The following is a 20,105-nucleotide window of genomic DNA, read 5'->3' as shown; positions in this document are numbered from 1 at the left end:
AAGCGTCTCCCACACGACGTGCCGCGCATGGGGAGATCCGAGTCGGGCCATCGGCGACAAGTGCGCGGATGGCCCGGTTTCCCGATGGCGCAAGCCGTCAGGACGGCCAGACCATCTTGCAGCCGGTTTCCTCGACGGTCGGAGCGATGGTCTTGCTGTCGATAGTGTTGTCGATATGGAACAGATCGTCTTCGCCGCTGCCCTTGGCCTGGGCATGGCCGGCCCACAGCGTACCGATGAGCAAGTGTTGATTGGCCCGATAGACGGCTTGGCCCGGCTGCAGGGCAACCTCCGGCGGAAGCACGAGTCCGTCCAGCGCCCGGGCCATCTTCACTGCTTCGAGCGATTTGGCCTTATTGGCCGCCAGTGCGCAGGCATGGATCGAAGTGTGGCCGAACCAGGTGCGCGCGGTCGGAACTCGGCCAGTCTTTTTCTTGATGGCTTCGGTGAATTCCTTCACATGCGGTACGCCGGGTTGGTTCCAGTACCACTCGATCACCCAGCTGCCGATGCGCGCATTGGCTGGCAGCGCTTCAAGTGTTTCAAGTTCGATGTTCGCGCCGGCGATGTGAAAACGTTTGTCTAGCCCGAACTGCACAGTTTGCTTGAGCACGTTGGTCTGGTCGTCGCCGTTCTGCAGGATGACGATCACGTCAGGGCTGGCCGACTGCGCCTTGATGAGATAGGAGGAGTAGTCGGCGGTGCCCAAGGGAATCAGGTCGGCACCGACGTTGGTGGCGCCGTATTTCTTCAGGTTCGCGTTGTAGGCGTCCAGCAGGCCATGGCCGAACGCATAGTCGGGAACGAGAAAATAGAACTTCTTGCCGAAGTTCTTGATCAGATTCGGCGCGATCGCATTGACCAGCAGTGTGGTGGACGGACATGTCTGGAATACGTTCCAGTGGCATTCCGTGCCGGTGATGGGGTCGGCGTGCCCGCCCGGGTCCATCATGAATACGTTCTTTGCGAAGGCCACCTGGGAAATGGCTTCGGACAGGCCTGAGTTCACGTTGCCAATGAGAAAATCGACCTTGTCCCGGTCGATGAGCTTGTGCGCCTTCTGCACGGCCACGCCGGCATCGCCACTGGTGGAGTCTTCGACGATTAACTGGACGGGGCGGCCCAGGATGCCCCCCTTGGCGTTGATCTCCGCGACGGCAAGTTCCATGCCGTGCAACTCGTTCCTGCCCGTGATCGCATAAGTACCCGTCAGCGGGTTGTCGATGCCGAACTTCACGGGTTGTTCGCCGGCTGCCATGACGATGCGCGGCGATACCACTGCTGCCGCTCCCGTCGTCGCCGCCATTTTCAGGATGGTGCGGCGGCTGATTCCCTTCGGACTGCCTTGATCGTTCATTAGAAGCTCCTCCGTTGTGACGTGCCAGCGTGCGCCGCGTCTGTCAGTGCTTGCTGAACAAATCTTGACGGCGCACTACCTTGGAAAAACAGAAGAAATCGAGAAAATACAATCTCCTGTTTGAAACCTCATTTAAGTTGCTCCGAAGCCTATGCAATGTCAACCCGGAAAAGCGGAAACTGCCGCGCTTTCCCCTCGATCTGCCGGTATAAGTGGTCAGACCAGTGCTTCGAGCTCTTCCTGGACCATCAGCCATTCTTCGTCCAGTTCGCCCGCTCGCTTGCTCAGTTCCCCGTGCTCGGTCATGACCTGCTTGCGCTGAGCGCGGTGCGATTCGTCGGCGTAGAAATCCGGGTCCGCAATCAGCGCATCCAGTTCGGCCAGACGCAAGCGGGTTTTCTCCATGTCGGACTCGACCTTCGCCAGGCGTTTTTCCAGCGGCTTGCGCAAGGCGGCCAAGCGTTGACGCTCCTCGGCTTCCAGGCGTTTTTGCGTCTTACGGTCTACCGCGGGGATATTATCCGCTCCAACCGAAGTAGCGGATGCTGCGGTTTTGGCCGTAGCCGCTTCGGACCGCTCCGCCGCTTTCTGTGCGGTATTGCGTGCGGCGAGCCATTCGCGGTAGTCCTCCAGGTCGCCTTCGAACTCCTGCACACGGCCGTCGGCCACGATCCAGAAGCTGTCGACCGTCGTGCGCAACAAGTGCCGGTCGTGAGAGACCAGCAGCATGCTGCCGGAGAACTCGGCCAGGGCCGCAGCCAGGGCTTCGCGCGTTTCCACGTCTAAGTGGTTGCTGGGCTCGTCCAGCAGCAGCAGGTTGGGTTTTTGCCAGACGATGAGCGACAAGGCCAGGCGGGCCTTCTCACCGCCCGACATGGGGCCGACCTTGCTCAGCACTGTCTCCCCCGAAAAACCGAAGCCGCCCAGATAATTGCGCAGCTCCTGTTCGCGCACGTCGGGTGCCAGGCGCGCCAGATGCAGCAGCGGCGTTGCGTCCAGATCCAGCATGTCGAGTTGGTGCTGGTGAAAGTAGCCAACGGCCAACCCGCGCGAGGCGCGGCGCTCGCCGCCCAGCGGTGCGAGTTCTTGGGCCAGAGTTTTGATCAGCGTGCTCTTGCCCGCGCCGTTCACGCCCAGCACGCCCACGCGGCTGCCGCCGCGCACCATCAGCGTCACGTCGCGCAGGATGGGGGTGTCATAGCCTGCGTCCATATGCTCCATCACCAGCAAAGGATCGGGCATGTTCTCGGGCGAGGGAATGCGGATGTCGATGCCCGCTTCGGCATGCAGCGGCGCCAGGGTCTGCATGCGGGCCAGGGCCTTGACGCGGCTTTGCGCCTGCTTTGCCTTGGAGGCCTTGGCCTTGAAGCGGTCGATGAAGCCCTGCAGCCGGGCCGTCTCGCGGGCCTGGCGTTCGTGCGCAATGCTGACTTGGCGCAGACGTTCGGCGCGCTGCGTGATGAAGTCGTCGTAGCCGCCCTTGTAGCGGTTGAGCTTGCCGTGGTCGAAGTGCAGTATGGCGCGCGCTACCGCGTCGAGGAACTCCGTGTCGTGCGAGATCAGCAGCACGGTGCCGGGATAGGCGACCAGCCACTTTTCCAGCCACAGCATGGCGTCCAGGTCCAGGTGGTTGGTCGGCTCGTCCAGCAGCAGCAGGTCGGAGGGCGCCATCAATGCGCGCGCCAGGGCCAGGCGCATGCGCCAGCCGCCCGAGAAACTCGCCACGGGGTTCATCCATTCGCCGGGCTTAAAGCCCAGGCCGGCCAGCAACTGTTCGGCGCGCGATGCCGCGTCCCAGGCACCGGCGTCGGCCAGTTCGCCTTCCAGTTCGGCAATCTGCGTGCCTTGATTGTCGGTCAAGGCCGAGCGCCGCGCCTGCAAATCGCGTAGTTGGGTATCGCCGTCGATGACAAATTCGCGGGCGGGCCGTTCGTCCGCGGCGATTTCCTGCTGCACGCTGGCGATGCGCCAGCCCGCGGGTAGGTCAAGCGAGCCGGCGTCGGCGTCGATGTCGCGATGCAGCAAGGCAAAGAGCGTGGATTTGCCCGCGCCGTTCTTGCCTACGATACCTACCCGTTCGCCGGGGTGCACCACGAAGTCGGCGCCCTCGAGCAGCACCTTGGTGCCGCGGCGCAGAGTCAATCCCGATGCGCGTATCACGAGACTAGCTGTTCCCGCGTGAGCAGCAGGATCTGGTCGGACGTACCCGCAGTTTCCAGCCACATGGGTTCGAGATGCGGGAAGGCCGCGACGAAGTTCTCGTACTCGTGGCCGATTTCCAGTATCAGCACGCCATGCTGCGCCAGGTGGCGCGGCGCAGCCTCGAGAATGCGCCGCACCAGGTCCATGCCGTCCTCTCCGCCGCGCAAGGCCAATTCGGGCTCGTGGCGATACTCGGGCGGCAGTGCGTCCATGGAAGTTCGGTTCACATACGGCGGATTGCAGACAATCACGTCATAGGCCCGCGAAGGCAGGGCGTCGAACAGATCGCTTTGATGCAAGGTCACCCGATCCTGCAGGTCGTAGTCGTTCACGTTGCGCCGAGCCACTTCCAGCGCATCAGATGAGAGATCGACCGCATCGACATGGGTATTGGGAAAGGCCAGCGCTGCGAGAATGGCCAGGCAGCCCGAGCCGGTGCACATGTCCAGCACGTACTCGACGCCATCGGGGTCTGCCACCCAGGGCGCGAGGCCTTGATCGAGCAATTCGGCAATGGGCGAGCGCGGAACGATGACGCGCTGGTCCACATAGAAGCGGTGCCCGCGCAGCCAAGCCTCGTTGGTGAGATAGGCCGCCGGTACGCGTCCTGTCACGCGCCTGTCGATCAGATCCAGCACCGCCGCGCGTTCGCCGTCGAGCACGCGCGCATCCAGAAAAGGATCGAGCGTATCCAGCGGCAGATGCAGCGCGTGCAGCACCAGATAGACCGCCTCGTCCCAGGCATTGTCCGAGCCGTGGCCCAGGGCCACCCGCTCGGTGTTCAGGCGCGATACGCCGTAGCGCACCAGGTCGCGCACTGTCCGCAGTGCGCTGCGGCTTTCTTCAATGGAAACCACGTCAATCCTTCAGCAGCAGGTTTTCCAGCGTGCGGCGGTAAATGTTCTTGAGCGGCACAAGATCGTCGAGCAGGATGCGCTCGTTGATCTTGTGGATGGTGGCATTGCCTGGGCCGAACTCGATCACCTGCGGGCAGATCTTGGCGATGAAGCGCCCGTCGGAAGTGCCCCCGGTGGTCGAGAGTTCGGCCGACACCCCGGTTTCCTGCGCGATCGCGCGCGTCAAAGCATCGGTCAGCGTGCCGCGCGGCGTGAGGAAGGGCTCGCCGCCTTGCTCCCAGGCCAACTCATATTCCAGGCCGTGCTTGTCCAGTATGGCATGCACGCGGTCCTTTAGTTCCTGCGGTGTGCTGGACGTGGCAAAGCGGAAATTGAAAAGCGCTACGGCCTCGCCCGCCACCACATTGGTGGCGCCCGTGCCCGAATTCAGGTTGGAAACCTGGAAAGTCGTGGGGGGAAAGTATTCATTGCCTTGATCCCACTGCTGGCAGACGAGCTCGGCCAGCGCCGGGGCCAGCAGATGGATGGGGTTGCGCGCCAGGTGCGGATAGGCCACATGGCCCTGCACGCCCTTGACGGTGAGGCGGCCCGACAGCGAACCGCGGCGGCCGTTCTTGCAGGTGTCGCCCAGTTTTTCGCCCGAGGTCGGCTCGCCCACGATGCAATAGTCCAACTGCACGCCGCGGCGCTTGAGCTCGTCGCAAACGATCACGGTACCGTCCACGGCCGGGCCTTCCTCATCGGATGTCAGCAGCAAGGCGATGGAACCCTCATTCCGGGGATGGGCCGCCGTGAATTCTTCGCAGGCTACGATGAACGCGGCGATCGAACTTTTCATGTCGGCCGCGCCACGGCCATATAGATAGCCGTCGCGCTCGGTCGGCGCGAAAGGATCGCTGTCCCATTTCTCGCGCGGACCGGGCGGAACCACGTCGGTGTGGCCGGCGAACACGAGCAGCGGGCCGCTGTCGCCGCGTCGCGCCCACAGGTTGGTAACTCCGCCGCGAACGATGGTCTCGCATACAAAGCCCATGGGCGCCAGGCGTTGGGCGATCAGGCGCTGGCAGTCCAGATCGTCGGGCGTGACCGAAGGACGGGCAATGAGGTCGCGGACCAAGTTAAGTACGTCAGTCATCAGTGCTTCCAGAGCGAGCAGCCAGTCCGCCCCAGGGCGAGCGACATGAATACCCCCTTGAGGGGGGGGCAGGACACGTGGTGCGAGCCGGGGGCATTCAAGCCCGCAGCAGTTCGTTGATGCTGGTCTTGGCGCGGGTCTGGGCATCCACGCGCTTGACGATTACGGCGCAGGCCAGGCTGTGCGAGCCGTCGGCCGCAGGCAGCGAGCCGGGCACTACCACCGAGCCGGAGGGCACACGGCCGTAGGTGACCTTGCCGGTCGCGCGGTCGTATATCTTGGTGCTTTGCGAGATGAAAACACCCATGGCCAGCACGGAATTCTCCTCGACGATCACGCCTTCGACCACTTCCGAGCGGGCACCGATGAAGCAGTTGTCTTCGATGATGGTGGGGTTGGCCTGTAGCGGCTCGAGCACGCCGCCGATACCCACGCCACCCGACAGGTGCACGTTCTTGCCGATTTGCGCACACGAAGCGACGGTGACCCAGGTGTCGACCATGGTGCCTTCGTCGACGTAGGCGCCGATATTGACGTAGGAGGGCATCATCACCACATTCTTGGCGATGTAGCAGCCGCGGCGCGCCACGGCGGGCGGCACAACCCGGTAGCCTCCGGCCTTGAAGGCGTTCTCGCCGTAGCCGTCGAACTTCAGAGGCACCTTGTCCCAGTAGACCTGGGGCGACTGCCCCATCAGCGTGTTTTCCTGCAGACGAAAGGACAGCAGCACCGCCTTCTTGATCCATTGGTGCGTGATCCATTGGCCATTGATCTTTTCGGCCACGCGCAGGCGGCCGCTGTCCAGCGCGTCCAGCGTATGTTCGACAGCCTCGCGGATCGCCGAAGGTGCATCGGTGGGCGTCAGGAAGGCGCGGTTTTCCCAGGCGCCGTCGATGGCGGTTTGTAGATCAAGGGTCATGGTTTTGTTGACTCGATTGGAGTTGAATGGAATTGAACGGGGTTAGAACTGCCGGAAATCAAAGCGCCGCGGTATATCGGGCAATACGTTCGGCTGCCAGCCTGCATTGCTCGGGTTCGGCCACCAAGGCCAGCCGCAGCCGGCCCTGTCCGGGATTGACGCCACCGGCCTCGCGGGCCAGGAAGCTGCCGGGCAGGGCCGTCACGCCGGTCGCCGCATACAGCCCGGCGGCGAATTCGGCATCGGAGCCGGGCACGCGGGCCCACAGGTAGAACGAGGCCTGCGGTGCCTGCACGTCCATCACGGGCTGCAACAGGGGCAGCACGGCGTCGAACTTCTCGCGGTACTGGCGGCGATTGTCGCGCACATGGGCTTCGTCGGACCAGGCGGCGATGCTGGCGGCCGATACCACCGCGCTCATGGCGCTGCCGTGATAGGTGCGGTAGCGCAGAAAGGGCGCGATGAGCGCGGCATCGCCCGCCACGAAGCCCGAGCGCAGGCCGGGCACGTTGGAGCGCTTGGACAGGCTGGAGAACACCATCAGACGGGCATAGTCGCGGCCAAGCTCATGCGCCGCCTGCAGAGCGCCCAGGGGCGGGGTCGCCTCGTCCAGGTAGATCTCGGCGTAGCACTCGTCCGAGGCGATCGTGAAACCGTGGCGCTCGGAAAGCTCGAACAGCTGGCGCCAGTCCTGGAGCGACATGACATTGCCCGCCGGGTTGCCTGGCGAACAGACGAACACCAGCTTCGTCTCGCGCCATACGGCCTCGGGCACGCCCTGCCAGTCGCAGCCGAAATTGCGGGCCGGGTCGGCGTTGATATAGTAAGGCTCGCCTCCGGCCAGAAGCGTGGCGCCTTCGTAGATCTGGTAGAAGGGGTTGGGGCATACCACCTTGCCGCCGCTGGCCGGGTCCAGTACCACCTGTGCGAAGGCGAACAGCGCCTCGCGCGAACCCAGAACCGGCAGCACCTGCGTATCGGGGTCGGGGGCCGGAATGCCGTAGCGGCGCGCCAGCCATTGCGCAATAGTCTGGCGCAGCGCGACGTCACCCTGGGTGGCCGGGTAGATGGACAGGCCTTGCAGATTGTCGCGCAGCGCGCTCAGCACGCACTCGGGCGCAGCATGCCGCGGCTCGCCGATCGACATATTGATGGGCGCGAGATCCTGCGGCGGCGTGCCGGCCGTGCCCAGCAGGGCGCGCAGTTTCTGGAAGGGGTAGGGGTGCAGGAGATCCAGTCGGGAATTCATGGGGCGGGATTTTAACAAGCAAGCTACAATGTTGGGCTTGGCCTTTGCGAGGGTGGCGAAATTGGTAGACGCACCAGGTTTAGGTCCTGACGCCGTAAAAGGTGTAGGGGTTCGAGTCCCCTCCCTCGCACCATAAATCCGTGGCAGCTTCAAAACAGGCCAGTAGATGACCGTTGAAGAAAACGCCGAGGTTCTTCTTGCCCGACAGTCGATCGTGAATCGGCTAGGTATCTGCGTGGGCCATGAATTGCTGTTTCGCGGCCGCCACCTGGACGTGGCCGAGGTTGACGACGATTTTGCTTGCACGCTGACCGTCGTGCAGAACATGCTTGGCCTGATCGGCGTCGATAATGTGCTGGGCGAGGATGACGGCTTTCTGAACTGTTCCAGCGAATTCCTGGTTTCGGATATTGTCGACATCCTGCCGGCGCAGCAGATGGTGCTGGAGGTCCTCGAAAATACCGAGCTGGACGAGGCGCTCGCGCAGCGCTGCCGCGCGCTGCGGGAAAGCGGTTTTCGCATCGCGCTGGACGATGTGCGGGAACTCACGCCGCAAATCCAGGCTTTCCTGTCCTACGTCGATCTGATCAAGATCGATTGGCCCTTTGTCGGGCCGCAGGTGGTGGCTCAGATCACGGCCGCCTCGCATGCGGTGGGCGTCAAGGTGTTGGCCGAGAAGGTCGAGACGCGCGAAGACTACGAACGGGCGATGGAAATCGGCTGCGATCTGTTTCAAGGCTTCTATTTCACTCGGCCGCAGCTGGTCAGAGGCAGTGCCCCACCTGTGAATTCCGCGGCGTTGCTGGGCGTGCTCGATCTTGTCTTGCACGAGGCGGACATGGACGAAATCGAGCGTGCGCTTAAGACCGCGCCCTCCCTGACGGTGCAGATGTTGCGCCTGGCCAACAGCAGCACCCTTTGGCGTACGCGCGTATCCGAGATCGCTTCGATCCGGCAGGCGCTCGTGCTGGTCGGACTCAAGCAATTGGCCCGCTGGTGCTGTTTCATGCTGTACGGCTCCGACTCCGAGAACAAGGTGGATCCGCTTGCGCAGATGGTCATGCACCGCGCGGACTTCATGGAGCGCCTGGCACGCAGGGTCGCCCCCGAGGACGAACGCCTGCAGCAAGAGGCCTATCTTTCCGCGCTGTTGTCGCTCGCGCACATTCCGCAGGGCATGGATTCCGAAAGCTTCATTGCCAGCATTTCCGTGAACTCGGCGATCCGCCAGGCCATACTCGGCCGCCGCGGCTGGCTCGGTTCGCTGCTGCAAGTCGCCGAGTGTGTCGAGCGCGGCGAGTTTCCGGCCCACGAGACATTGCATGCGCTGTTTCCCGGCTGCGATTCGCGGCTGTCGCTCGACGGCCTCTATCTGTGAGCCTTGTCTGACCGGCCGCCGGTAGGCCGGCGTCATCTTTTCAGTCGATCACGCGGGCCTTGGCCCATTGTGCGAAATCGCGTGGCGCCAACGGCGGTGAATACAGGTATCCCTGATAGATCAGGCAACCGTGGCGGCTAAGGAAATCGCGCTGCGCCTGCGTTTCCACGCCTTCCGCCACGATGGTGAGCTTGAGCGCGTTGCCGATGTTCATGACGGTTTGCGCCAAGGACTCGGCCATGCTGCTGATCCCGATATCCTGTACGAAGCTCTTGTCTATCTTCAGCTCCTGGACGGGAAAGCAATGCAGATGGCTCAACGAGGAGTAGCCTGTTCCGAAGTCGTCGATGGACAGGGTGACGCCCAAGGCATGCACCGCGTCTAGCGACCTGAGGATGTCGTCGGTCGAGGCCTCGAGCATCACGCGCTCGGTCATTTCCAGGATCAGGTCGGAGGAACGCAGGCCATGGTCCTGCAGCGTGCGGGCAATGAATTCGGCGTAATCGGCCCGTTTGAAGTCCGCGGAGCAGACGTTGACGGAGATACTCGGGATGTTCACGCCCTCGGCTCGCCAGGCGGCCAGCTGGCTGCAGGCCTGGCACAGGACCCATGTGTCCAGTTCCGCGATCAGGCCGCTTTCTTGCGCGATGGCGACAAAGCGCTCCGGCGCCACGATGCCCAGGCTTTCGTCGCGCCAGCGCACCAGGGCTTCGGCGCCGTGCAATGTCCCCCATGCCCCGATCTTGGGCTGGTAGGCCATTTGCAGGGTCCCCGCGCGCAAGGCATGCTGCAGCGCGATTTCCAACTCGATATGCTCCCTGGCTTCGTGCGCGTATTCTGCGGCGTAGAAATGCATCTGGTTGCGTCCGGAACTCTTGGCCCGGTACATCGCCATGTCCGCATTGCGCAAAAGTACATCGACGCTCTGCCCGTCGTCCGGATATAGTGCGATGCCTACGCTCACCCCCAGTGCGATGTTGACGCCGCGCCCCGTGTTGACGGCAATGGGCTGTTGCATGGCCGCGAGAATGCCGTCGGAGACGTGAGCGGCCTTGTGCACGTCGCAATGCTTGAGCAAGGCCACGAATTCATCGCCGCCCAGGCGGCCGATCGCATCCTCGTCGCGAACGCAATTGCGCAGCCGTTGCGCGACTTCGCTTAGCACCTGGTCGCCGATGCCGTGCCCCTGTGTGTCATTGATGCGCTTGAAACGATCCAGGTCGATGAACAAGACCGCGAAATGCGAGGAATGCCGCCTGGCCTCGGCCAGAATGCGGCGGGCCAGCCTGTTGACTTGCCTGCGATTGGGCAGGCCGGTCAATGTATCGAACCATGCGAGTTTCTGCAGCTGTCGCTCCATGGCCAGCCTGCGTTGCAGCTGGGCACTGAACATTAGGCACAACATGATGGTGAAGATGTCCAGAACGGCAGTGACGCTGCCGATGGCCGCCGCGCGCTTGCGCCATCCCGCATAAATGTCCTGCACCCCCAATCCGACCACCACGACCATCGGGTAGTGCCCGATACGTCTGAAGCTGTACAGGCGCCGCGTGCCGTCCGCCGAAGAACGATGCACAAAGCTGCCGTGATCCGAGTCCACCAGGGACGGGAAGGCGCTGCCTTCGGCCAGCGAACGGCCGACATCCTCCGGCTTGTAAGGCCGCCGCATCAATACGATCCCGTCCGTGCGCATCAGGGTCAAGACGCCGTGATCACCCAGTATCGAACCGTTGAACAAATTATGGAAATATTTCATGCTTAGTGTGCCTGCGACCACGCCCTCGAAGCGGCCGCTGGCTCCGGCAAGACGCCGGCTCATCGCGATGGACGCGTAATCGGATTTTGTTATCGGCATGAAGGGTTTGCTGAAGTACAGGCCGACATCCGGGCTTTGCCGCTGGACCTGAAAGTAATCGCGCTGGCTGATATCCATGCTGGACGGCTGCATCGATCGCGAGTCCAGCACGACCCTGCCGGAAGCATCCGTCGCGATGATCACGCCCAGATCCGAAATGGCGCCGGCGGAGTTGAAAGCCAGGAGCTGGCGCGTTTCGATGGGCAGCTCCGGGCTGGGTGTCTCCAGGCTCGTCAATACGTTGCGCAGCGCTATTTGGTAGATGTCCAGCGTGCGTTCGGTTTCCTTTTCCAGAGAAATAGCCAGGTTGTTCGCCACGTCGCGCGCCTGGGCCATCGCGTCCAGCCGCATTTGGTAGAGCGCGATCGCGACTACGCCGGTGGTGACCAGGGTGATGCAGATGCCGGCAAGCAGGAACAAAGCTGGTTTCTTCAGCAGGGAGGTTCTGGTGCGAGCCATGGTTTTCTGCTTGATCCAACCGAAGCGGGTCAGCGCGATGAGCTTGGGTGTCGAATTGTAAAACGCAAGCCGCCCTTGCGGCGGCACTGGGCCCCAAAGGCATGAGGCTACAATTTCAAAAATTATTTTTTTACTCACGCACATGAACATCCTCAGTACCCGGCTTTCCACGTTCGAGAACGGCATGGGCCTGTCCACGGTGATAGACGGTCAGCCGCTTACGGTGTATGTCGTGGCGGGCGAGCCGGACCTGGAAATCATCCCGCGCATCGTGCCTGAGGCGCTGGTGGAGGCCGGGGCCGAAATCCACGCCGCGCTGGTCGATGCGTTCGACCAGGCCCAGAGCCAGATCGACGACATGCTCGACAACGTCAACCCGGGCGATGTGGTGGTTTTTTTCTGTTCCGACGAAGACTGTTACAACGCTGCGCTCGACCTCTTGGGCCTGCCGGTGGATGATTGATTGTTTTTGTCATAAATTGCATGCTACTATCCGTCCCCTGCGGATTGGGGTCTTGAGTTCGTACAGTGCCAGCCTAGCGGCGGCCGTTTACTGGTTCCCTCATTGCTAGATCCGTGGTTTCGGGCGCAAGCCCTCTATCAGCAATCGTTTAGGAAATTCAGTATGGAAACCGGCGTCGTCAAGTGGTTTAACGCGGAAAAAGGCTATGGCTTCATCACCCCCGAATCGGGCGGTAAGGATCTGTTCGCTCACTTCTCCGAAATTCAATCGCAGGGCTTCAAGACCCTCGAAGAAAATCAGCGCGTCAGCTTCGTGACCGCGATGGGTCCCAAGGGTCCCCAGGCCACCAAGATCCAGGCGCTGTAAGCAGTTCCTGGCGCTAACCTGAAAAGCCCCGCAAGGGGCTTTTTTCATATTGGCGCTGCGTTCCCCTGGCCGTCGGGACGGCGTTCGCGTTTCCGGTAAAATACTTCGTTTCGCCGCTGTGTTTTCCGGCGGTCTCTTCCATCTTTTCGCAAATAGGTCTTTGTAATGCAGCCTGTGGTTCAAACTCTCTCCAGCCTGGAGCGCCGCATCGATCTGGCCGTTTCCCTGGCCGCTGTCGAAAAAGAAGTGCAGGAACAGCTCAAGCGTGTGGCCCGCACTGTCAAGGTCCAGGGCTTTCGTCCCGGCAAGGCTCCCATGGCCATGCTCGAACGCAGCCATGGGCCTGGCATTCGCTACGACGTGATCAACAGCCAGGTCGGACGCGCGTTCGAGCAGGCTGTCGACGGGGCCAAGCTGCGTGTGGCCGGCGCTCCCAGTGTCGAGCCCAAGACCGAGGGCGTGGATGAAAACACCCTGGCCTTCACCGCGACCTTCGAAGTCTATCCGGAAGTGGCCGTCCCTGATCTGGCGACCTTGTCGGTTACCCGCAGCGCCAGCGAAATCTCCGACGCCGAGGTCGACAAGACCATCGACGTGCTGCGCAAGCAGCGCGCTGTCTACGAGGCCCGAGAGGGCCGCGCGGCAGCCGACGGCGACCGCGTCACGCTTGATTTCGCCGGCACGATCGACGGCATACCCTTCGAAGGCGGCAAGGCGGAGAGCTTTCCTTTCGTGCTGGGCCAGGGGCGCATGCTGCCCGAGTTCGAGGCTGCTGCGCAAGGACTGACGGCGGGCGAAACCAAGGTTTTTCCGCTCAAGTTCCCCGACGACTATCAGGGCAAGGACGTGGCTGGAAAAACCGCTGAATTCACCATCACTGTCCGTGAGGTCGCCGAAGGCGTGCTGCCGGTTGTCGACGCCGAATTCGCCAAGCAATTGGGCGAGGCCGACGGCAATATCGACAAGCTACGCGCAGATATCCGCTCGAACATCGAACGCGAAGCCAAAAGCCGCGCCGATGCCCGCACCAAGAATAGCGTCATGGATGCGCTGGTCGAAGCCGCCAAGTTCGAGGTGCCTCGCGCCCTGGTCGATTCCGATGTCGAAAGCCGTGTCGCCGCGGCCCGCGAAGATCTCAAGCAGCGCGGCGTTCCCAATGCCGACACCATGCCCATCCCGCCCGAAGTCTTCGCCGACGAGTCCGCGCGTCGCGTGCGTCTGGGCCTGCTGGTATCGGAACTGGTCAAGCAAGCGCAACTGCAAGCCAAGCCCGAGCAGGTCCGCGCCAAAATCGAAGCCTTTGCGCAGAACTACGAACAACCCGCCCAGGTCGTCAGCTATTACCTGAGCGATCGTCAGCGCCGTGCTGAAATCGAGGCCATCGTGTTGGAAGACAATGTCGTCGAGCACGTCCTGAGCAAGGCCAAGGTTACCGATGAAGCGGTGCCTTTCGATCAACTGATGGGAATGGCTTAACACTATGCAGCGTTTTACCGATTTCTATGCCAGCATGTATGGCGGGGCCTCGCTCTCCAAGACCGAGACGCCGACCGGCCTGGGCTATATACCCATGGTCATCGAGCAGTCCGGGCGCGGCGAGCGTGCCTATGACATCTATTCGCGCCTCTTGCGCGAGCGGGTGATCTTCCTGGTCGGCCCGATCAACGACGCCAGCGCCAACCTGGTGGTCGCCCAGTTGCTGTTCCTGGAATCGGAAAACCCCGACAAGGAAATTTCCTTGTACATCAATTCGCCCGGCGGGTCGGTCTATGCGGGCATGGCCATCTACGACACCATGCAGTTCGTCAGGCCGGACGTGTCCACCCTGTGCACCGGGCTGGCGGCCAGTATGGGTGCATTCCTCCTCGCGGCGGGCAAGAAGGGCAAGCGCTATACCTTGCCCAATTCTCGCATCATGATTCATCAGCCTTCGGGCGGCGCGCAGGGGCAGGCCACCGACATCCAGATTCAGGCTCGCGAGATCCTGGACCTGCGCGAGCGGCTCAACCTCATCCTGGCCGAAAACACCGGCCAGCCTGTCGAACGCATCGCTCTGGATACCGAGCGCGACAACTTCATGTCGGCCGAAGATGCGGTATCTTACGGACTCGTCGACAAGATGCTGAAGTCCCGCGCGGACACATCCGACGCGTAATCGAGGTACGTTATTTATGCCTGACAAAAAGGGTTCGGCAGACACTAAAGTGCTGCACTGTTCTTTCTGCAACAAGAATCAGCACGAAGTACGCAAGCTGATTGCGGGGCCATCGGTATTCATCTGCGATGAATGTATCGATCTGTGCAACGACATCATCCGCGAGGAAGCCCAGGCTTTCGCGCGTGCTGCTATTCGTTCCGAACTGCCCACCCCGGCCGAGATCAAAACCTTCCTCGACCAGTACGTCATCGGCCAGACGGCGCCCAAGCGCATGCTGGCGGTGGCCGTATACAACCACTACAAGCGGATCCGCCACGGCGACATCAAGGGCGACGAGGTCGAGCTTTCCAAGAGCAACATCATGCTCATCGGCCCGACGGGTTCGGGCAAGACGCTCCTGGCTCAGACCCTGGCGCGCATGCTCAACGTACCCTTCGTCATGGCCGACGCCACTACGCTTACGGAAGCGGGCTACGTCGGCGAAGACGTCGAGAACATCATCCAGAAGCTGCTGCAAAGCTGCAACTACGATGTTGAAAAGGCGCAGCGCGCCATCGTCTATATCGACGAAATCGACAAAATCTCGCGCAAATCGGACAATCCGTCCATCACCCGCGACGTGTCGGGTGAGGGCGTGCAGCAGGCGCTGCTCAAACTGATCGAAGGCACGGTGGCCTCGGTTCCGCCGCAGGGGGGGCGCAAGCATCCCAATCAGGACTTCGTCCAGGTCGACACCACCAACATCCTGTTCATCGTGGGCGGCGCCTTCGACGGCCTGGAAAAGGTCATCCGGGACCGTACGGAGAAGTCCGGCATTGGCTTTTCGGCCTCAGTTCGCGCCAAGTCCGAGCGCGGTGTGGGCGAGCTCTTCAGCGAAGTCGAGCCTGAAGACCTCATCAAGTTCGGCCTCATTCCCGAACTGGTGGGGCGTCTGCCTGTGGTGGCTACGCTGGACGAATTGGACGAGGAAGCCCTGGTGCGCATTCTCACCGAGCCCAAGAATTCCTTGCTCAAGCAGTTCCAGAAACTGTTCGCCATGGAAGGCGCCGAGCTCGACGTGCGGCCGGGCGCGCTCAAGGCCATCGCCGAGAAGGCGCTCAAGCGCAAGACCGGCGCCCGAGGTCTGCGCTCCATTCTTGAAGCCGCGTTGCTGGACACCATGTACGAGCTACCCTCCCAGAGCAAGGTCACACGCGTGGTGCTGGATGAAAGCGCTGTCGAAGGTCAGGGGCAGCCGCTGCTCATTTATGCCGAGGATGACGCCCAAAGCGCCCCCAAGGTCGAACGCGGCGAAGCCGCGGCCTGAATCGTCCGTAGCGAGGGAGGGGATTGTCCCTTCCCGCTGCAGGGTCGGCCATCCGGGCGGCAAAACAAGATCCGTGCTGATTTTGGCCTTTTCAATGAAAATCCCGTAGAAATTACGGGTTTTTTCATTTTTATGACCGTGCGCGCCGGCGCTTGAATTTTCGGCTATTGTTCCCATATCAGACATAACCATCGGCCCGCCCGGAATCCGTTTATCCGGGGGTCGCCGCCCTTATACGCAGTCTATCGAGGAATCTCTATGTCTGCCCATCAGACCCTGCCCGCCGAACCCATCGACCTGCCGCTTCTGCCTTTGCGCGACGTCGTGGTGTTTCCGCATATGGTCATTCCGCTGTTCGTCGGCCGGCCTCGTTCGATCCGCGCCCTCGAAGTCGCCATGGAAGCCGGCAAGAGCATCATGCTTGTCGCCCAGAAATCCGCCGGCAAGGACGATCCCACGCCCGAGGATGTCTATGAAATCGGTTGCGTAGCCAGCATCCTGCAGATGCTCAAGCTGCCCGACGGCACCGTGAAGGTTCTGGTCGAGGGCACGCAGCGCGCTCGCATCGACAGTATCGAAGACGCGGAATCGCATTTCACCAGCGTAGTCACGCCCATCGAGCCCGACCTGAGCCAGAGTTCGGAAAGCGAAGCTCTGCGCCGCGCCATCGTGGCCCAGTTCGAGCAATATGTGAAGCTCAACAAGAAGATCCCGCCCGAGATCCTAACCTCGCTGGCCGGCATCGACGATCCAGGCCGCCTGGCCGACACCATTGCCGCGCATCTGCCGCTCAAGCTCGAACAGAAGCAGGCCATGCTCGAAATCACCGGCACGTCCGAGCGCCTGGAAAGCCTGCTGGCCCAACTCGAGGCCGAGATCGATATTCTTCAGGTCGAAAAGCGCATCCGCGGCCGCGTCAAGAAGCAGATGGAAAAGTCGCAGCGCGACTATTACCTGAACGAGCAGGTCAAGGCCATCCAGAAGGAACTGGGCGAAGGCGAAGAGGGCGCGGACCTCGAAGATCTGGAAAAGAAGATCATTGCCGCGCATATGTCCAAGGAAGCGCGCAAGAAGGCCGATGCCGAGTTCAAGAAGCTCAAGCTCATGTCGCCCATGTCGGCTGAGGCTACCGTGGTGCGCAACTATATCGACGCGCTCGTCAACCTGCCCTGGAGAAAAAAGAGCAAGGTCAACAATTCCGTCACCCATGCCGAGAAGGTACTGGATGACGACCATCACGGCCTGGAGAAGGTCAAGGAACGCATCATCGAGTATCTCGCCGTGCAGCAGCGGGTCGACAAGGTGAAGGCGCCGATCCTGTGCCTGGTTGGTCCTCCTGGTGTGGGCAAGACCTCGCTGGGCCAGTCCATCGCCAAGGCCACGAACCGCAAGTTCGTGCGCATGGCGCTGGGCGGCGTGCGCGACGAGGCCGAGATCCGCGGCCATCGCCGCACCTACATCGGCTCCATGCCGGGCAAGATTCTGCAGAACCTGTCCAAGGTAAGCGTACGCAATCCGCTCTTTCTGCTCGACGAGATCGACAAGCTGGGCATGGATTTCCGCGGCGATCCAGCCTCGGCGCTGCTGGAAGTGCTCGATCCCGAGCAGAACCACACCTTCCAGGATCATTATGTCGAGGTCGATTTCGATCTGTCCGACGTGATGTTCGTGGCGACGAGCAATACGCTGAATATCCCGCCGGCATTGCTTGACCGTATGGAAGTCATTCGCTTGTCGGGCTATACCGAAGACGAGAAGATCCATATTGCCCGCGATCATCTGCTGCCCAAGCTGATGCAAAATAACGGGCTGAAGGAAAACGAGATCGAGGTCGACGACAGCGCGCTGCGCGATATCGTGCGTTATTACACGCGCGAGGCCGGCGTGCGGGCGCTCGAGCGTGAAGTGGGCAAGATCTGTCGCAAAGTGGTCAAGAAGCTGCTGGTCGACAAGGACAAGCGGGGCGAGGCCGGGACCGAGTCGCTGTTGCTACCTGTCAAGGTCAATGGTGAGAACCTGAACGACTATCTGGGCGTGCGCCGCTATACCTTCGGCATGGCCGAGAAGGAAAATCAGGTCGGCCAGGTTACCGGTCTGGCCTGGACGGAAGTCGGTGGCGATCTGCTCACCATCGAAGTGGTGGACATGCCCGGCAAGGGCGCAATCCAGCGCACCGGTTCGCTGGGCGACGTCATGAAGGAGTCGGTGGAGGCCGCCCGTACGGTGGTGCGCTCGCGCGCGCGCCGGCTGGGTTTTGCCGACAGCGTGTTCGAGAAGCGCGACATGCACATCCACTTCCCGGAGGGCGCAACGCCCAAGGACGGTCCTTCGGCGGGTATCGCGATCACGACCGCCATGGTTTCGGCCTTGTCGCACATCCCAGTGCGCGCCGATGTCGCCATGACGGGCGAGATTACGCTTCGCGGTGAAGTGCTGCCCATCGGCGGCCTGAAGGAAAAACTTCTGGCGGCTCACCGCGGCGGCATCAAAACCGTGCTCATCCCGGAGGAGAACGTCAAGGACCTGACCGACATTCCCGACAACGTCAAGAATTCGCTGGAGATCGTGCCGGTGCGCTGGATCGACAGGGTTCTGGAACTGGCTCTGGAGCGCCTGCCCGAGCCCTTGGGCGAGGAAGAAGCGCCCAAGGAAGAGGCCGTCGTTGCCGCCTCGACCGCAGGGGCGGCCACCGATCCGGTAGTCAAGCACTAAGCAGGCATGCCGGGCCAAAACCCGGACCTGTCTCCCGCGAGCCGCGCCCCAAGTGTTGGACATGACTCCAGCGCTTGGGGTGTTTTTCATGACTGTGTCGATATGAATCAGGACAGACTTGCACCGATTCCACCCGCGCAATGGACGGATGCGCAGCGCGCCTGCGCCCAGGAAATCATCGATGGACCACGCGGGGCCTTGATATCGCCTTTCTTACCCATGCTGCGCAGCCCGGAGCTTACCGCGCACATGCAGCGGCTGGGGGAGTACCTGCGCTATCGCAGCGCCATCGGATTGCGCTTGTCGGAACTGGCCATTCTGGTGGTGGCCAGGCACTGGAACCAGCCGGTGGAGTGGGCCATTCATGCGCCGATTGCAGCTCGCGAAGGCATTGCCCAGCAGGCCATCGACGATATCGGACATGGCAGAGATCCGGCCGATCTGAAGTCGGATGAGCAGTTGGTCTATATGTTTAGCAAAACGCTACTGAACCGCCAGGATATCGACGATGCGTTATGGCAGGCTGCCATCGACACGCTGGGTGAACCGGGTGTAGTGGACTTGGTGGGTGTCAACGGCTATTACGCCAACCTGGCCATGCTGATGAACGCCGCGCGCACGCCCACACCGGCCGCTTTGGACCAGGCCGTACTGCCGTCGCTATAGCGGGCCGCACCAAAGGTGCCAACGCGCATGAGGCAAGGCATCTGCAAGATAGGTGCAGTTGGCCACACCTTCGGTGACGCCCTTGTCTGCACACCACATGGCAGGCATCTTACCCATCGGATTGACGGCGAGATATTCCGGGGGCTCATGGTGCCGCTTTAGGTCAGTACGACGGGGGCTTAGGGCGCACCGCCACTTCAAGTATCCTGCTCACGATATTGCCGCGCGACTGAGGATTGATATAGAACATCAGTTCACTCTGCATAGCCGTGCTCTTTTTAGTGTTGACAGCCCCCCTAGTGCAGTGGCTGGGTGCGGATCAGTCCCACGGCGATACCTTCCAGCGCGAAGTCTTGCCAAGGCTCGACCACGATGGGTTCGAAATCGGGATTTTCGGGGAGCAGTTCGATGCGCCCGCTCTTGCGCTGCAGTCGCTTGACCGTCACGTCGTCGTCGATGCGGGCGATGACGATCTGGCCGTTGCGCGCATCGGAGGCGCGCTTGACGGCCAGCAGGTCGCCTTCCAAGATGCCGGCATCGCGCATGCTCATGCCTTTTACCTTGAGCAAGTAGTCGGGTGTTTGCGCGAACAGGGCGGAATCGACGCCGATTTCGCGTTCGACATGTTCTGCAGCGAGGATGGGGCTACCCGCAGCCACACGCCCGACCAGAGGCAGCAGCAGGCGAGAGAGTGCGTCGGCCGACTCGGCGAGCAGCGTGCCAATAGGGCCGGGCATCGCGCCCTGGCGAGCCTGGGCGTCATGGGTTTCGCCGGCAAGCAGACGTATGCCACGCGAAGCGCCGGCGGTGAGTTCGATGGCGCCCTTGCGCGCCAGCGCCTTGAGATGATCCTCGGCCGCATTGGGGGATCGGAATCCCAATGCCTGGGCAATTTCGGCGCGGGTAGGCGGAAACCCGGTGCGCGCGACGGCGGCTCGGATCAGATCGAGGATTTCCTGCTGGCGCGCGGTGAGCTTGGTAGCCATGAAGCATCCTGACTGTATGGATATACAGCTATTTTGA

At 61.9% G+C, this 20,105-nt stretch carries 17 protein-coding genes and 1 tRNA gene; 9 read left to right on the top strand and 9 right to left on the bottom strand.

Annotated elements, in window-relative coordinates:
- Window positions 1-97 precede the first annotated feature (97 nt).
- The 6 genes from H143_RS0116205 to dapC all read right to left on the bottom strand — a co-directional run bounded on the left by H143_RS0116205 (window position 98) and on the right by dapC (window position 7,719).
- Window positions 98-1,357 (bottom strand): ABC transporter substrate-binding protein, encoded by a 1,260-nt coding sequence (locus tag H143_RS0116205; RefSeq protein ID WP_019939314.1) that lies wholly within the window; start codon window positions 1,355-1,357, stop codon window positions 98-100.
- 216 nt (window positions 1,358-1,573) lie between these two features.
- Window positions 1,574-3,517 carry an ABC-F family ATP-binding cassette domain-containing protein gene (locus tag H143_RS0116200; RefSeq protein WP_026350153.1) on the bottom strand — a complete coding sequence of 648 codons (1,944 nt, stop codon included), beginning with the start codon at window positions 3,515-3,517 and terminating at the stop codon, window positions 1,574-1,576.
- On the bottom strand, window positions 3,514-4,416 hold the full coding sequence (gene prmB / locus H143_RS0116195) for a 50S ribosomal protein L3 N(5)-glutamine methyltransferase (protein ID WP_019939312.1): 903 nt from the start codon (window positions 4,414-4,416) through the stop codon (window positions 3,514-3,516). Before prmB ends, H143_RS0116200 begins: the two co-directional genes overlap by 4 nt.
- A 1-nt stretch (window position 4,417) precedes the next feature.
- Window positions 4,418-5,551: a succinyl-diaminopimelate desuccinylase gene (dapE, locus tag H143_RS0116190; protein WP_019939311.1), complete on the bottom strand. Its 1,134-nt coding sequence runs from the start codon at window positions 5,549-5,551 to the stop codon at window positions 4,418-4,420.
- A gap of 97 nt (window positions 5,552-5,648) precedes the next feature.
- A complete protein-coding gene (gene dapD, locus H143_RS0116185; RefSeq protein WP_019939310.1) occupies window positions 5,649-6,470 on the bottom strand; it encodes a 2,3,4,5-tetrahydropyridine-2,6-dicarboxylate N-succinyltransferase in 822 nt (273 codons plus the stop codon).
- A 58-nt stretch (window positions 6,471-6,528) separates the two neighbouring features.
- Window positions 6,529-7,719: a succinyldiaminopimelate transaminase gene (gene dapC, locus H143_RS0116180; protein WP_019939309.1), complete on the bottom strand. Its 1,191-nt coding sequence runs from the start codon at window positions 7,717-7,719 to the stop codon at window positions 6,529-6,531.
- A gap of 46 nt (window positions 7,720-7,765) precedes the next feature.
- Here dapC and H143_RS0116175 point away from each other — a divergent pair.
- Window positions 7,766-7,852 (top strand) — tRNA-Leu (locus tag H143_RS0116175).
- A 33-nt stretch (window positions 7,853-7,885) separates the two neighbouring features.
- Entirely contained in the window at window positions 7,886-9,097 is a 1,212-nt protein-coding gene (locus H143_RS20925; RefSeq protein WP_019939308.1) for an EAL and HDOD domain-containing protein, read from the top strand.
- Window positions 9,098-9,137: 40 nt separating this feature from the next.
- On the opposite strand, the gene H143_RS21705 is transcribed toward H143_RS20925, so the two are convergent.
- Window positions 9,138-11,411, bottom strand: a complete 2,274-nt coding sequence (locus H143_RS21705) for an EAL domain-containing protein (RefSeq protein ID WP_196801322.1) — start codon at window positions 11,409-11,411, stop codon at window positions 9,138-9,140.
- A 142-nt stretch (window positions 11,412-11,553) separates the two neighbouring features.
- Between H143_RS21705 and H143_RS0116160 the strand changes: the two genes are divergently transcribed.
- From H143_RS0116160 to H143_RS0116130, 7 genes are all read left to right on the top strand, one after another.
- Window positions 11,554-11,874 carry a hypothetical protein gene (locus H143_RS0116160; protein WP_019939306.1) on the top strand — a complete coding sequence of 107 codons (321 nt, stop codon included), beginning with the start codon at window positions 11,554-11,556 and terminating at the stop codon, window positions 11,872-11,874.
- A 162-nt stretch (window positions 11,875-12,036) separates the two neighbouring features.
- Complete coding sequence (locus tag H143_RS0116155; RefSeq protein WP_019939305.1) at window positions 12,037-12,240, top strand: cold-shock protein; 204 nt, start codon at window positions 12,037-12,039, stop codon at window positions 12,238-12,240.
- Between the two features lie 165 nt (window positions 12,241-12,405).
- Window positions 12,406-13,716: a trigger factor gene (gene tig / locus H143_RS0116150; protein ID WP_019939304.1), complete on the top strand. Its 1,311-nt coding sequence runs from the start codon at window positions 12,406-12,408 to the stop codon at window positions 13,714-13,716.
- A gap of 4 nt (window positions 13,717-13,720) precedes the next feature.
- Window positions 13,721-14,395, top strand: coding sequence for an ATP-dependent Clp endopeptidase proteolytic subunit ClpP (gene clpP, locus H143_RS0116145; RefSeq protein WP_019939303.1), 675 nt, complete (start codon window positions 13,721-13,723; stop codon window positions 14,393-14,395).
- 16 nt (window positions 14,396-14,411) lie between these two features.
- Window positions 14,412-15,704, top strand: coding sequence for an ATP-dependent Clp protease ATP-binding subunit ClpX (clpX, locus tag H143_RS0116140; protein ID WP_019939302.1), 1,293 nt, complete (start codon window positions 14,412-14,414; stop codon window positions 15,702-15,704).
- A gap of 258 nt (window positions 15,705-15,962) precedes the next feature.
- Entirely contained in the window at window positions 15,963-18,416 is a 2,454-nt protein-coding gene (lon, locus tag H143_RS0116135; RefSeq protein ID WP_019939301.1) for an endopeptidase La, read from the top strand.
- Window positions 18,417-18,518: 102 nt separating this feature from the next.
- A complete protein-coding gene (locus H143_RS0116130) occupies window positions 18,519-19,082 on the top strand; it encodes a carboxymuconolactone decarboxylase family protein (RefSeq protein ID WP_026350152.1) in 564 nt (187 codons plus the stop codon).
- Here the strand turns inward: H143_RS0116130 and H143_RS23290 are convergent.
- Together H143_RS23290 and lexA are read right to left on the bottom strand one after the other, a co-directional pair.
- Entirely contained in the window at window positions 19,077-19,283 is a 207-nt protein-coding gene (locus H143_RS23290; protein ID WP_155803416.1) for a hypothetical protein, read from the bottom strand. The two genes, H143_RS0116130 and H143_RS23290, sit on opposite strands and share 6 nt — an antisense overlap.
- A 95-nt stretch (window positions 19,284-19,378) precedes the next feature.
- Complete coding sequence (lexA, locus tag H143_RS0116125; RefSeq protein WP_026350151.1) at window positions 19,379-20,068, bottom strand: transcriptional repressor LexA; 690 nt, start codon at window positions 20,066-20,068, stop codon at window positions 19,379-19,381.
- Window positions 20,069-20,105 lie beyond the last annotated feature (37 nt).

The sequence above is a fragment of the Bordetella sp. FB-8 genome, assembly GCF_000382185.1.
Lineage (GTDB): Bacteria > Pseudomonadota > Gammaproteobacteria > Burkholderiales > Burkholderiaceae_B > Bordetella.
The sequence above is the reverse complement of the archived record's forward strand: the minus strand, read 5'-3'. Positions and strand labels throughout refer to the sequence as shown.